The sequence below is a fragment of the Psychrobacter muriicola 2pS genome (assembly GCF_904846535.1).
In the GTDB taxonomy this organism is placed as follows: Bacteria; Pseudomonadota; Gammaproteobacteria; order Pseudomonadales; family Moraxellaceae; genus Psychrobacter; species Psychrobacter aquimaris.
The window spans coordinates 375,405-389,939 of sequence record NZ_CAJHBC010000004.1 but is presented as its reverse complement, the minus strand read 5'-3'; the positions used below and the strand labels follow the sequence as shown (position 1 = coordinate 389,939).

General features: G+C 44.1%; 12 protein-coding genes. 10 read left to right on the top strand and 2 right to left on the bottom strand.

Features of this window, described 5'->3' with window-relative positions:
• Positions 1-217: 217 nt before the first annotated feature.
• From JMX93_RS08495 to lspA, 4 genes are all read left to right on the top strand, one after another.
• Complete coding sequence (locus JMX93_RS08495; RefSeq protein ID WP_499204443.1) at positions 218-1,855, top strand: carbon-nitrogen hydrolase family protein; 1,638 nt, start codon at positions 218-220, stop codon at positions 1,853-1,855.
• A 121-nt stretch (positions 1,856-1,976) separates the two neighbouring features.
• On the top strand, positions 1,977-2,528 hold the full coding sequence (locus JMX93_RS08490; protein ID WP_499204442.1) for a protein disulfide oxidoreductase: 552 nt from the start codon (positions 1,977-1,979) through the stop codon (positions 2,526-2,528).
• Between the two features lie 424 nt (positions 2,529-2,952).
• Positions 2,953-5,814, top strand: a complete 2,862-nt coding sequence (ileS, locus tag JMX93_RS08485; protein WP_499204441.1) for an isoleucine--tRNA ligase — start codon at positions 2,953-2,955, stop codon at positions 5,812-5,814.
• Entirely contained in the window at positions 5,807-6,442 is a 636-nt protein-coding gene (lspA, locus tag JMX93_RS08480) for a signal peptidase II (protein ID WP_499204440.1), read from the top strand. The genes ileS and lspA overlap by 8 nt, the downstream gene beginning before the upstream one ends.
• Positions 6,443-6,592: 150 nt before the next feature.
• On the opposite strand, the gene JMX93_RS08475 is transcribed toward lspA, so the two are convergent.
• Positions 6,593-7,264 (bottom strand): DUF1294 domain-containing protein, encoded by a 672-nt coding sequence (locus JMX93_RS08475; protein ID WP_443214818.1) that lies wholly within the window; start codon positions 7,262-7,264, stop codon positions 6,593-6,595.
• A gap of 148 nt (positions 7,265-7,412) precedes the next feature.
• Between JMX93_RS08475 and JMX93_RS08470 the strand changes: the two genes are divergently transcribed.
• Together JMX93_RS08470 and JMX93_RS08465 are read left to right on the top strand one after the other, a co-directional pair.
• Complete coding sequence (locus tag JMX93_RS08470; RefSeq protein ID WP_443214819.1) at positions 7,413-7,910, top strand: FKBP-type peptidyl-prolyl cis-trans isomerase; 498 nt, start codon at positions 7,413-7,415, stop codon at positions 7,908-7,910.
• A 49-nt stretch (positions 7,911-7,959) separates the two neighbouring features.
• Positions 7,960-9,000, top strand: coding sequence for an aldo/keto reductase (locus JMX93_RS08465; protein WP_443214820.1), 1,041 nt, complete (start codon positions 7,960-7,962; stop codon positions 8,998-9,000).
• Positions 9,001-9,166: 166 nt separating this feature from the next.
• Here the strand turns inward: JMX93_RS08465 and JMX93_RS08460 are convergent, their stop codons facing one another.
• Positions 9,167-9,967 carry a lysophospholipid acyltransferase family protein gene (locus JMX93_RS08460; protein WP_499204439.1) on the bottom strand — a complete coding sequence of 267 codons (801 nt, stop codon included), beginning with the start codon at positions 9,965-9,967 and terminating at the stop codon, positions 9,167-9,169.
• Positions 9,968-10,252: 285 nt separating this feature from the next.
• Here JMX93_RS08460 and hflX point away from each other — a divergent pair, with 285 nt between their 5' ends.
• The 4 genes from hflX to JMX93_RS08440 all read left to right on the top strand — a co-directional run bounded on the left by hflX (position 10,253) and on the right by JMX93_RS08440 (position 14,514).
• On the top strand, positions 10,253-11,716 hold the full coding sequence (hflX, locus tag JMX93_RS08455) for a ribosome rescue GTPase HflX (RefSeq protein ID WP_499204438.1): 1,464 nt from the start codon (positions 10,253-10,255) through the stop codon (positions 11,714-11,716).
• Positions 11,717-12,137: 421 nt separating this feature from the next.
• A complete protein-coding gene (locus JMX93_RS08450) occupies positions 12,138-12,572 on the top strand; it encodes a CidA/LrgA family protein (RefSeq protein ID WP_499204437.1) in 435 nt (144 codons plus the stop codon).
• A gap of 22 nt (positions 12,573-12,594) precedes the next feature.
• Positions 12,595-13,284 (top strand): LrgB family protein, encoded by a 690-nt coding sequence (locus tag JMX93_RS08445; protein ID WP_443214824.1) that lies wholly within the window; start codon positions 12,595-12,597, stop codon positions 13,282-13,284.
• A 405-nt stretch (positions 13,285-13,689) separates the two neighbouring features.
• Complete coding sequence (locus JMX93_RS08440; RefSeq protein WP_499204436.1) at positions 13,690-14,514, top strand: lytic transglycosylase domain-containing protein; 825 nt, start codon at positions 13,690-13,692, stop codon at positions 14,512-14,514.
• Positions 14,515-14,535 lie beyond the last annotated feature (21 nt).

The following is a 14,535-nucleotide window of genomic DNA, read 5'->3' as shown; positions in this document are numbered from 1 at the left end:
TTTAAAAACACCTCAGTGATGTTAAAGCTGACAGCAGCCATAAGATAAAATATCGTCATAACTTATTGTAAATACAATGATAAATTATTGTAACGATAATATTTTATGATTGGAATATTTTTATCGCTTTTGTTACACAAAAATTTGCCAGCTACATTGCGGCAACGCATGCTATTTAATACCACCAAAATTAATAAAGAGCTAAAACAGGAAAATTATGAGCAAAATAGAAAAACTAGACGACTTTCATCTCACCATCGCTGAAATTAAGAAAAAAGACTATCCGCAATTAAAAGCACTGATGGATCGTGTCTATGTCAACTTGGGTGGTGCATGGTCAAAGAACACGATTCATACCTTGATTGATGCTTTCCCCGAAGGTCAAATTGCGTTGTTTGACCATGATCAATTGATTGGTATCGTGTTATCTATGCGTGTTGATTATGCTACGTTTTCTAACCCGCATACCTATGATGATCTAATTGGGCACAAAGAGATTATCAGAGACAATCCCGAAGGCGATGCTATTTACGGCTTAGACGCCTTGATCGATCCTGAGTATCGTGGTTATCGTCTAGGACGTCGATTATATGACGCCCGTAAAGAGCTGTGTCGCCAGCTAAACTTCCGAGCTATTTTGGCTGGTGGTCGTATCCCGAACTATCACAACCATCAAGATCTCACACCTGGCGAATATATTGAAGCCGTCGCAGCTCGTGAAATTCATGATTCTGCATTATCTTTCCAACTCTCAAATGGCTTTATCGTCAAGCGTATCTTGACTGCTTACCTGCCCGACGATAAACAATCTAAAGGTTTCGCTACTCTGCTTGAGTGGGCAAATATTTATTACGAGCCGCAAGACTATAAGCCAAACACTCGTAAGTCTGAGGTACGTATTGGTGGTATCCAATGGCAAATGCGTGAAGTCGAGTCACCTGAAGAGCTGCTGCAGCAAGTTGAGTTCTTTGTGGATATTATGGCTGATTACAATTCTGACTTTGCTTGTTTACCAGAGTTTTTTAACGCACCATTGATGGGATTATGTGAATCGACGGATCAAAACGTCGCTATTCGCTTTTTGGCCGGTTATACCGAATGGTTCAAAAATGAGATATCGCATTTGGCAGTCAGCTATAACGTTAACGTTATTACAGGCTCTATGCCGTACTTGGATGAGGACGATACGTTATACAATGTCAGCTACTTGTGCCGCCGCGATGGTACGGTTGAAGAGCAGCGCAAAATCCATATTACCCCGCATGAGCGTAGCGCTTGGGTCATTGAAGGCGGTGACGAAGTTAAGGTGTTTGATACCGATGCCGGTCGTATTGGTATTTTGGTCTGTTATGACGTTGAATTCCCTGAGCTTGCCCGCCTCATGGCACTTGATGATATGGATATCTTATTCGTGCCATTTTGGACAGACACGCAAAACGGCTATCTACGCGTGCGCCACTGCGCCCAAGCACGTGCGATTGAAAACGAATGTTATGTGATGATTTGCGGTTCAGTAGGTAACTTACCACAAGTTGAGAGTTTGGATATTCAGTACGCGCAGTCCTCTATCTTCTCACCGTCAGATTTTGCATTCCCGCATGATGCGATTATGGCAGAAACGACGGCCAACACGGAGATGGTATTCTTTTCAGATGTGAACTTAGACAAGCTTATTCATGTCCGTAACGAAGGCTCGGTACATAATCTGCTTGATCGCCGTGATGACCTGTATAGTTTGAAGTGGAAGAGAAAATCTAAAGTATCTGCCAGTAAGCTGAGTGATGATGAGCGCCGTGAAAACTCTGGTAGCGTACTTTTAGGTGACCCACTACAAAACCGTGCGCAGAAATCTTAATCAGTCACTTTAATAAGCCAACACTGATATACGTTTTAATAGAATTTACGAGTAATACGGCTGACATTTCAGCCGTTTATTTTTATCTATCAAAAATATGTAGAGTAGAAAAGTAGCCACTATGACAACTGATATTGAAAAGACAATTGAGAAGCCAAAGAAAACACCCAAGCAAAAGGTGTTGTCTATCGCTAAAAACCTACTCATATATGGCTTAGTATTTGCTGTCATTTATACCGCTATTAATTGGTGGCGACAACCTATCATGCCCGCCAACCCGCAATTGCAACTGACCGATTATCAAGGGCAAGTCGTTGACTTAGCGGCGCTGAGCAATGAACAACCAACGTTGGTGTATTTTTGGGGCACGTGGTGTCCCATTTGTAGTGTCACCTCGCCGACCATAGATAAACTTGCCGCCGCAAATGATTATCCGGTCGTTACGATTGCCATTAAATCAGGTACTAACCAAGAACTGCACCGCTACCTTAATGAAAACAGCTATCGCTTTACGACGATAAACGATCAAGAAGGCAGTATCTTCGCCGATTGGCAAGGACAAGTGACGCCTTCGTATGTCATCTTAAAAGATGGCGAGATGACTCAAGGTTTGACTGGCATTCAACCCTTATGGTCACTGAAATTGCGCTTATGGTTATCATCGGTTTTTTAACGCTAGCCTGCTGTTTAGAGTTCAATTGTTTAGAGTCCAATCGATAGACAATGGCATTTGCCATCCATATGATTCGATAGGTGATGCGTTACTCATATAAATGATTGGTTTTGGCTAAAATAAGGACAATACTGACCAGCTCTTTTTACCCTAGCCTTTTTGTCATATAATAGCTGGCAATCTCATTGCCTCTTTTTAGTTTATTGCTATCACGGTATTTTATTATTCATAAGCATATTTTATGTTGCATTCGTCTCGATAGCATTTATTATTGACGTGAGCATATTTATGACGTTGATGCATAGCGATATATTATAAGCGAGAAAGCGATCATCAACGGTTAAGCAGCCAGCTAAGCATTACCCTAAATGTCACATCTGACTTTACATCGATTTTTAATCCATCTTCTAAAAAGACACCTTCTATGACTGATAAAAGTACTGATACGCCAAGCCAGGATTATAAAGACACGCTAAACCTTGCCGATACGCCATTTGCGATGCGTGCAAACCTTGCCAAGCGCGAGCCAGATTGGCTTGCTGCTTGGGAAGCGGATGATGTATACGGCAAAATTCGTCAGGCACGTGCTGGGGCGACCAAATACATTTTGCACGATGGCCCTCCATACGCCAACGGTCAGATTCACCTGGGTCACGCGGTTAATAAAGTACTCAAAGACATTATCGTGAAGTCAAAAACGCTATCAGGCTTTGATGCCCCTTACGTCCCCGGTTGGGACTGTCATGGTCTGCCTATCGAGCAAAAGGTCGAAGCCAAAGTTGGTAAGGTCGGTCAAAAAGTATCGGCGACTGAGTTCCGCGGTCTATGCCGTGAATATGCGAGCACCCAGATTGAATTGCAAAAGGCAGATTTTAAACGTCTAGGCGTATTTGGCGATTGGGACAACCCTTATCTAACGATGAACTTCCACCAAGAAGCCAACATCGTACGCGCCCTTGCCAAAATTTATGACAATGGTCATGTCACTCGCGGTATGAAGCCAGTCAACTGGTGCTTGGACTGTAGCTCTGCCCTAGCAGAAGCGGAAGTGGAATACCAAGATAAAGTGTCTGATGCTATCTATGTGAGCTTTGATGTTTTGGATACCGATAAGGTTGCCCCGTTGGCTGGCGTAGCGGGTAACATCGCCGCTGTTATTTGGACTACTACGCCGTGGACACTGCCTGCTAACCAAGCCATCTCAGTACATCCTGAGCATAACTATAGCGTGGTTGCTACCGAAAAAGGCAATCTGCTACTAGCGGCAGACCTTGTCGAAACTGCCTTAACAGAGCTTAAATTAGACAATAACGGCATCCTAGCAACCGTATCAGGCAGTGAGCTTGAAGGTTTACGCGCTCAGCATCCACTGATTGAAGAGCGCCAAGTGCCATTAATCTTAGGCGATCACGTGACCACCGATAGCGGTACTGGCCTCGTCCATACGGCACCCGGTCACGGTCTTGACGATTATATCGTGGGTCTTAAATATAACTTACCAGTGGAAAACCCAGTCAGTGGCACTGGTGTCTATTTAGACAGCGCGGCAGTATTTGCAGGCGAGCACATTTATAAAGCCAATCCAAAAATCATCGCCGCACTGCATGACAATGGTCATCTAATCAGCCATACCAAAATTGAACACAGCTATCCGCACTGCTGGCGTCATAAGTCACCGATTATTTTCCGCGCAACGCCGCAGTGGTTTATCAATATGGAAACCAAGGGCTTACGTGAGCAGGCGCTTACTGATATTCCTAAAGTCAACTGGACGCCAGCATGGGGACAAAACCGCATTGAAGCCATGATGACGGGTCGCCCAGATTGGTGTATCTCACGTCAGCGTACATGGGGCGTGCCGATTACTTTCTTTACTCATAAAGAAACAGGCGAGCTGCATCCAAACACACTTGAGCTGATGGAAGTCGCTGCACAAAAGATTAACGCAGGCGGTGTGGAAGCTTGGTTTGATGCCAGCTGTGAAGACTTCTTGGGTAACGAGGCTGCTGACTATGATAAAGCAACCGACACATTAGACGTTTGGTTTGACTCAGGGACGACACATTTTGCCGTGCTTGAACAGCGCGATGAATTAACCAATCCTGCTGATATGTATTTAGAAGGTTCAGATCAACATCGCGGTTGGTTCCAGACCTCATTATTGACCTCAGAAGCCATGTACGGTCGCCCACCATTTAAGCAAGTATTGACGCATGGTTTTGTAGTCGATGAAAATGGTCGCAAGATGAGTAAGTCACTTGGCAATATCATCACTCCGCAAGAAGAGATCAACAAGACAGGCGCGGACATGCTGCGTCTGTGGATTGCGTCTAGCGATTATCGTTATGAGATGAGTGCTGGTAAAGCATCATTTAAAGGGGCAATAGATCAATATCGCCGTATCCGTAATACTCTACGCTTCTTACTTGCCAACACTGATGACTTTGATCCAGCGACCAACAGCGTCGATGTTAATGAGTTGGTCAGCCTTGATAAATTCATCATTGAGCGTGCCCAAGCGGTACAAGCGCAAATCATTAGCGCTTATGATGCGATGGACTTTCACCAAGTCACCCAGCACGTGACGGCGTTTTGTTCGCAAGACTTGGGTAGCTTCTATTTAGATATCATCAAAGATCGTCAGTACACCACGCAGGCGGATGGACAGCCTCGTCGCTCTGCGCAGACAGCTATCTATCATATCACTCACGCGCTTATTCGCTGGATCACACCGATCTTGTCATTCACTGCACAAGAGGCTTGGGAAGTCCTGAACCAACGTGATGCTGATAAAGACGGCTACGTATTTACTCAGGAATGGTATGCTTTCCCAACGTTTGAGCTAAGTGCCATCAGCAATGATGACTGGCAGCGCATTATGCTAGCCAAAGATATGGTGAACAAACATATCGAAACCGCACGTGGTGAAAAAATCATCAATGCTAACTTGTCTGCCGATGTCAATCTTTATGCCGATGGGGCGATGCATGAAAGCTTGGCCAAGCTGGATGAAGAGCTGCGCTTTGTACTAATCACTAGTAGCGCAACTTTGAAACCAATGAGCGACGCTCCTGCTGCAACTAATGATAATATTACAGAGCAAACAGATAGCAATGCTGATGAAGCTATCGATTTAGTGGTCAACGTGAGTGCCGCAACTGGCACTAAGTGCGTACGCTGCTGGCATATCCGTGATGATATCGGTACCGATAGCGCACATCCAGAATTATGCGCGCGCTGCGTGACTAACGTCAGCGGTGATGGCGAGGTGCGCTACTATGCCTAACTCAACAGAATCATCAGAAAACAAGCCGCGATATAGTGAAGTCGATAAATCACCTGAGCCAGCTCATGCAGCCACAGGCAGCTCAACGACACCAAAAAGTCGTTTGACGAAGACACCAAAAATGATTGCGAATGGCCGTCGCGCATTTACTTGGTATCTCCTATCTTTGGTCGTGCTAATCATCGATCAATGGACGAAATGGTTGGCTGAAACTAAGCTGACTTTTCATGAGCCAGTACCTGTGATTGAGCCATTTCTGAATTGGACATTGGCATACAACTATGGTGCTGCTTTCAGCTTTTTGGCGGATGCTGGTGGTTGGCAGAAGTGGTTTTTTTCAGGACTGGCATTATTGATGTCATTGTTCTTAATTGGCTACCTGATAAAAGCCCCGCGCCAAGCCAAGCTACTATCGACAGGTCTAGCGCTAGTGCTCGGCGGTGCGGTTGGCAATCTCATTGACCGCTTGCTGCATGGTCACGTTATCGACTTTATCCATGTACACAATGCAGATGTCTGGCATTATCCTATCTTTAATATTGCAGATATGGGCATCAGTATCGGTGTGGCATTGATTGTCATTGATATGCTGTTTTTAGAAAAAAAGCGTGAAATGCCACGGTCATAATTTCAAATCGTATTATCAATACAGTTCAATTTATAAGTAGAAAAGGTGGTTTACGTATTCGTAACCCACCTTTTTTTGTCTGCTATTCTTAATAGAAATTTTGTTATCTGTACATTGATGCAGCCAACTATGGCAACAACCACATCGTTTTTATATGAACTCTGACAATAAATCTACCAAAGTCTCTAACCCATCACCTGCCAACAGAAACAACAACCCCGCCATATTGATAACGACGGTCAAATAATAAGTGACTCGAAACTCAGGCTTTTGTGATTTGTGACGTAGATACGTCTGTGCAACCATCGCGCCCACCCAGCCGCCAAGCGCGCTCAATAGATGCAGCGTTGATTCAGGCGTTCGCCAATCACCACTTTGGGCAGCCGCTTTATCTTTGGCATATATCCCATAGGTTATAATTCCTAGCGCGGCATACCAAGCAACGACTAGCCAGCTCAATTTATTGGTTGCTGCCAGCAAGATTAAAACGCCATAAAAGCCCACACCGAGGAACAAACGTTTCTTTTGTCCCGCTTCAAAGTTTGCTTGATGACTACGTTTAGCATTACGCTGACGGATTTGCTGATTTTTTTGTGCCATTTTCTGTTGCACAAAGCTCAGTTCTTGTACATCTTTTGCTTGCATACGCCCTTGATTGTCTTGCCCAAACGTAAAAACAACTGGCTCACCGACCTCAGGGCGACGGCGCGCTTTGAACTCATTGATATGAAAGAATATTGAATCACCACTCTGTGTTTCGATAAAACCAAAGCCCTTGTCGTCTTGCCACTTTTTAATGTGACCTTGTTGCTTATTTACCATAAAAACCCCTGCCATCTCTTAGAATTGCCAAATATATTACACTATTTGCGTTACACTATTTACGCTTACATACCCTCCCAGATGGCTTATCATTTCTTATATTATTTGCCAAAACAATTCCTAATCCCATCATAAATGGCTGTTGACTATGACCGACTCACAATTTATCAATCCCAATGAAGACACCCGTATCACGTTTGGCAGCCTTGTAAAGCTGCACTTTGAAGTCTCACTAGAGAATGGTACGGTGATTGACTCTACCTTTAGCCGTGACGCGCCTGTGACGCTCACCATTGGTGATGAAAGTTTATTACCTGGTTTTGAGCAAGTTCTGATGAACCTACGCGCAGGTGATACGCGCTCTGCCCACCTTGAGCCGGAGCAGGCTTTTGGCGATTGGAACCCTGACAATATCCAACATTTTAGCCGTACTCAGTTTGCGCTAGTCGCTGATAATCCAGAAATCGGCATGCTGGTAGAGTTTGAAGACAAAGGCAAAAACACGCTTCCCGGTACGATCAGTGCTATCGATGACGATCAAGTCGAAGTGGATTTTAATCATCCCCTTGCCGGACAATCACTGTTATTTAAAGTAAAAATCTTTAAAGTGACCCCGCCTGGTGTCACTGGCATTAAGCTAATGTAATGGCTTAAAAACTGTCAGCTATAAAAACACATTTACAAAGGACATTCATATGCAATATCAAATGTTGCCACAACTCAATGAAAAAGTTTCTAAAATCTGCTTAGGAACGATGACATGGGGACAGCAAAATAGCGAAAGCGACGCGCATGAGCAAATGGACATGGCGTTAAGCGAAGGGGTGAATTTTTGGGATACGGCGGAAATGTATCCATCTCCGCCAGATAAAGACAAGCAAGGTGATACAGAACGTTTCATGGGCACGTGGTTTAATAAAACCAAACAGCGGGATAAAGTCATTCTTGCCAGCAAAATATCACCGATGGATTTTTTGCGTGATGGGCAAACGCGTTTTAATGCCGAACATATTAGCAGCGCCATCGATGGCAATCTTGAACGTTTGCAGACCGATTATATTGATATTTACCAGCTCCATTGGCCTGAACGCCAAGCGAATTTTTTTAGTCAGCGCGGTTATACAGAAGAGATGGCTGCGCAATCTCTAGATGATTTGACGCCATTTCTAGAGACCATTCAAGCGTTAAATGATGAGATTAAAAAGGGTCGTATTCGCGCTTATGGGTTATCGAACGATACCGCTTGGGGTGTGATGCGCTATCTATGGGAGGCTGATAAAAATGGTTTGATCGCCCCTATAACTGTGCAAAATCCTTATAGTTTGCTAAACCGCTTATATGAAGTCGCTATGGCCGAGATTACGCATCGTGAGAATGTGGGTCTACTGGCTTATTCACCGCTTGGCTTTGGTGTCTTATCTGGTAAATATCTCGATGGCAAACGTCCAGCGGGTGCGCGTCTGACGATGTATGATCGCTTTGCGCGCTATACCAATGAAGAAGCGCTATCAGCCACTGCTCAATACGCCAAAATAGCGGCAGATGCAGGTTTAGATATGGCACAGATGGCATTGGCTTTCGTTAACTCACGCTCATTTGTCACCAGTAACATTATTGGCGCTACTACGATCGAGCAGCTAAAATCCAATATCGATAGTATCCATTTAACCTTAAGCTCAGAAGTATTGGAAGCGATTGAAGCGGTGCATACACAGCATCCCAATCCATCACCATAATTTAGCTTGATGTGACACTATAGTCTAATACAAACCAGACTTTAGCTCATTGAGGCTGTCGTATTTATAATCGACAAAAAAGGCGCAAATCGCTCAGTTTATAACTGCGACTTGCGCCTTTTTATGGGACATGTTCGATATTTGCAAATATTATGCTGTCACCGCTTTATATTTTAGCGACTTTCGTTAATACTCGCGAATGTAGTTCAGCCAAACCTTCTTGCATACGTGCTTGTAATAAGTCAGTCAATTCACTTTTGCTCAGCCCTTTGGGATCTATGGGCTCCAGTGGCAGTACGTAAGCCGTCACATCTTTACTATCGAGCACCTTTTTTATGCTTTCTTTCATCGTAAGCTTGCCATAGTAAGGCAACTCTTCACTTAACGTGCCGTCTTTATTGACATACGCAATTACCAATGGGCGTACGGGCACGTCAGCATCTATGGCCGCTTGTAGCAACGTGCCATGAATACGCTTGACTTTCTTACCATCCGTGGTGGTCGCCTCTGGAAAAAAGATGACCGAAAATCCCTTGGTCAAAAAACTGGCGATTTGGGCGGCGACCGACCCTGCATCACCGGAACCACGCTCAATAAATACTGTGCCTGCCGCATGAGCCAACTTACCAAATATAGGCCATTCACCGATTTCGGCTTTGGATAAGAAAAAAGCAGGACTCAGTGTACCCACCACAGGGATATCCATCCATGACACATGATTGGATACCCATAATCCATGGTGTTGCTCTACCCGCTCGACTGCCACAACCTTGACGCCAAAAGAGCCTGCCATTTTGCGGCAAAAGGCTTGAATATAGCGTGGCAATTTTTCGCGTGGTGGCTGCTTAAATGCGCCAATACGTTGGGCGGCGCGCAATCCACCAGCGATAGTCGTGGTCATGCCAGCAATTTGCTTGCCGCGCCCCAACTGTTGTCTGAGTGAGAAGCCTGACTTAGATTGGCTCATCTGTGTCCCTCGTGGTTAAAAACTTATGATTATATATCGTAAACAAGCGCCATGAGTATAACAAAATTTATTCAGTCAGTGACGATTTGTTCACTGAGTTCTATTTTGTCCACTGATTTGTATATGGCTTTCATTTATGCTGTAACATAAAACTATCGTTAATTGTGCTAAGACGCTTTAATATTAAGTGATGAGACCACATATATATGGCCATATGAACGCTATATCGACGTTTACTGAATTGATAATAGCGATATATTTACTTTATTAAATAGGTGATACTCTTTGGATTATTTTGAAAGACACGAAGGTGGCGAGCGCGCCATTATAGTACATTTAGACATCCGCCAAATTCAAGATCCTGATGATCTAGGTGAATTTGAGCTATTAGCAGACTCAGCAGGGGCTGACCGTTTAGCACTGGTCACAGGCTCACGTCAAAGACCCGATGCTAGATACTTCGTTGGTAGCGGTAAAGCAGAAGAAATAGCAGAATTGGTGCGCGAACATGATGCGGACATCGTCTTATTCAACCACAGCTTATCGCCATCACAAGAGCGTAATATTGAAGCCTTGGTAAAATGTCGCGTACTTGATCGTACTGGTTTGATTTTGGACATTTTCGCGCAGCGTGCCCGTACGTATGAAGGCAAGCTGCAAGTAGAGCTGGCACAGCTCAACCATTTATCGACGCGTTTGGTACGAGGTTGGACGCATTTGGAGCGCCAGAAAGGCGGTATTGGTCTACGTGGACCAGGTGAAACCCAGCTTGAGACCGATCGTCGCTTACTACAAGTGCGAGTGAATCAGCTTAAAAGCAGAATCGAGAAAGTCAGACAGACTCGTGCGCAAGGTCGAGCCCGCCGCCAAAAATCAGATGTACCGACTATTTCACTCGTCGGTTACACCAACGCTGGTAAATCAACGCTATTTAATCGCTTGGTCGACGAAAACATCTATGCAGCGGATAAATTATTTGCCACGCTCGATCCGACTTTACGCCGTTTAGACTGGCAGGGTGTTGGTCGCGTAGTGCTAGTCGATACAGTAGGTTTTGTCCGTCATCTGCCACATGAATTGGTCGAATCCTTTCATGCTACCCTAGAAGAGACGTTAGAAGCAGATTTATTGTTACACGTCATCGATTCTTCCAGCGAAGACATGCATGAGCAAATTCAGGCGGTAAAAGACGTATTAGCAGAGATTAATAATGATGTGCCGGTGCTCAATGTTTACAATAAAATCGATTTGACAGATGAGCCTGCACATATTGGTTATGCTAGCGAAGGACAACCCAATCGCGTCTATGTTTCTTCTAGAGAAAATCTAGGCATGGAAGAGTTGTCGTTAGCTGTCCAACAGTTACTCACTGGCACACTCACCACCTTTGAGTTGACCTTACCTTATCATGCAGGTCAGTTAAAAAATGCCTTATATGAGCTGGGTGTCATCTTAGAAGAAAGCTATGATGATACAGGTCATGAGTGCTTAACGATTCGCTTACCAAGCGATACGCTAAGACAACTACTGGGTCAGGCCAATTTAGAGCCTTTAGATGTATTGCCATTAGCGCAAGCCACATTACTGATGCCAGTACTTGAAGAGTTCGAAAAGCCTGATGAGGCTGAAGAGCAGACGATGACCGAAGCAGAAGAAAAAGCGTTTGATGAGTTTGATGCACTGAATTCTGAAGCTGCTAAGTCAGAGGAATTAGCAGTAGAAGCGGAAACTCCTGACTCAAAGATATAAATGACTGAATCTGTAAAATAATCGATTTCTTAAAATAACTCTCTTTTCAAAATGATTTCATAAATGAGAAAAGGATGATATCCATTGATATTGTCCTTTTTTTGGGGCACATAGCACTAAAATTTATAAGTTACCCGATCACGAAAAAGCGCTACCATAGTCGATGTCGTTTACAGTGAGCACAAGGCATTCGAGCGCAAATAATGCAATCAGTATATTAAGCGAGTTTAGCACTGTTGCTATTTATAATCGCATTGACGATACTCTATAAGCTTTATTAGTTTGCCTACTCTCTATATAATCATCGGCTATAGGTTCAACCAATATTAATATCATTGATATATAGAACACGCTTGTTAGAGTGCTGTGACCTATATCGTTGCTCCTACCCTATCTATTTCTAAATCGGCCAGTATTTCTTATGAAATCTACTCACTCCGCCCATTTGCCGCTATGGCTTGCCTTAGCCCTAACACTCACGATGGTCATCGTGGTTCGTGAATCAGCCGTTATCATCTGTCAATTGGCAGGAATAGAAAAGGCTGCCAACATCGTTGGGCTGGTCGCCATGTTCTTTATTTTGATGGCATGGCGACTACTCAAAGGTTTGCCCAGTTGGCTCACCCAAGCCAGTAATACTTTATTGGTGGATAGCGGTTTTGCTTTTTTGCCCGTGTCTGCAGGTGCAGGCTTACTGCTATTCGCTTTAGGTGATGAGCTGTGGGGCGTTATGCTGACGATGATTATTAGCACACTCATACCGCTTTGGGGACTTGCCATACTTGCCAACCGTTGGCTCAATCACGATGCTGGTATCAATAGCACCACCGTTGAAGAGCACAAAGGACAGCTATAAGCTGTATGAACAAGGAAATGCAATGACTTTTGATAACGTGTTTGTGGCAACCCTTGCGGCGATATTATTAACGCTAATCGCCCATGTGACCGCTCGTGTACTGGCACGTAAGCTCTCATGGTTGCCGATGGTGATTACGGCGTTGGCGCTTGTTCTTTTATTTTTGTTTATCCTACAATGGGACTACAACGATTATTATGATGTTGCCAAGCCTGTATTTGATCACCTATTGGGATATGTCACCGTACTGTTGGCAGTACCATTAGCAGCAATGAACTTTAAAGGTCTGCCAGTCAAAAAGCTTACTCTCATAGTCATTCTTGCGAGCGTCGTCGGTGCATTGCTGCCGATGTCGTTGGCTTATTTATTTTCATTAAGTCATGACACCATACTCGCTTTCGCAACGCGTTCAGTGACCACCCCAATCGGTCTGAGTATCGCAGATTTAATTAAAGCACCACTGGCAATGGCAAATTTGATTATTATTGTCTCAGGGCTTATCGGTGGTACTTTGGCGCGTTTCTTATTTCGCGGTATCGATGATGACCGTGCCAAGGGCTTGGCACTTGGATTGGCAGCGCATGCTTTTGGTACCGTAGAAGCTTGGCAAATTAGCCACACTGCTGGACGTTATGCCGCATTTGGATTGGCAGTAAACGGTCTGGTCACCGCTGTCTGGGTACCTATTTTTATCAGTGCGCTTTCTATATAACCCTGTTCAAAGAAGCTTCCCAGTGCTCCAAATAGCTTTTATTTCTCATAATTCAGTTATTACCACAGCCAGAATACTCACGTAGCATACGCCTAAAAACAGTAAAGCAGATACTCAATCACCATACTTAGAAGCGTTAGTGTGTTGATTTTTTTACAAATTAAAAGTGACTTTTATACTTTGTACTGATAATCGCATGCGTCGAAAAGTTATTATATGTTATAGTAAGCAACTATTATTTTTTGTATCCAATGCGAGTGGTTTCTAGTTAGACGTGATTTTTGCTAGGGTGCTATATCGTTTACAGCGATAAAATCCTACAAGCACGATAACCGCTTAAATGCGCAGAACGACGCGCCTATAGGCAAAGCAATTTGCTATTACTCGATGAAAAGTGATAACCCTATGATAAATGTTGCAACCTTAGTGACTCGCTGCTTGTCTCCTATTTTATTGACCGCCGTTGCCCTATCCAGCCTATCTTTATCTGTTGCCGCTCAAGCAGGTAATATGTATATCTACAAAGACAAGGGCGGACAAGTCTTACTCACTAACGTCAATCCAAGTGGTAATTTTGATAAATTTACCAAAAAAGTGAAAGTCACTTACTACAAAGATTCTAAGATGTATGACGGTAGTGGTAATAGCAGCAGTAATAATTATGGTAGCAGCGCTGCCAGTAGTAGCGGTAGCCGTAACGCTTATGACAGCTATATCCGTGCTTCTGCCGAGCGTCATGGCGTAGATCCTGGGCTTATGAAAGCGATGATGCACACGGAATCAGCATTCAACCCCAATGCCCGCTCACCTGTCGGTGCGCAAGGTCTCATGCAGCTAATGCCTGCCACGGCTCGCCGCTTTAAAGTAAGCAATCCTTGGAACCCTGCTGATAATATCGAAGGCTCAGCCAAATATATCGCTTGGCTAATGCGCCGCTTTAACAATAATGTCGAACACGCAGTTGCTGGCTACAATGCAGGGGAAGGCAACGTTGATAAATACGGTGGCATTCCACCTTTTAAAGAAACCCGTAACTATGTCAAAAGCGTGATGAGCCGTTATCATAGCTTATATAAAAATGACTCAGGTTTGTCTGGTGCGACTATGAATGCCAGTAACCAAACAAATAATACGACCATGAGTAATGGTCTACAAAATGTCAGCTATGGCACTAGTAGTAATAGCAATAGTGCCAGCTATGCCAACTCAGCGTATGACGCATTGCGTTAGAATGAAGACTGCATAAACATT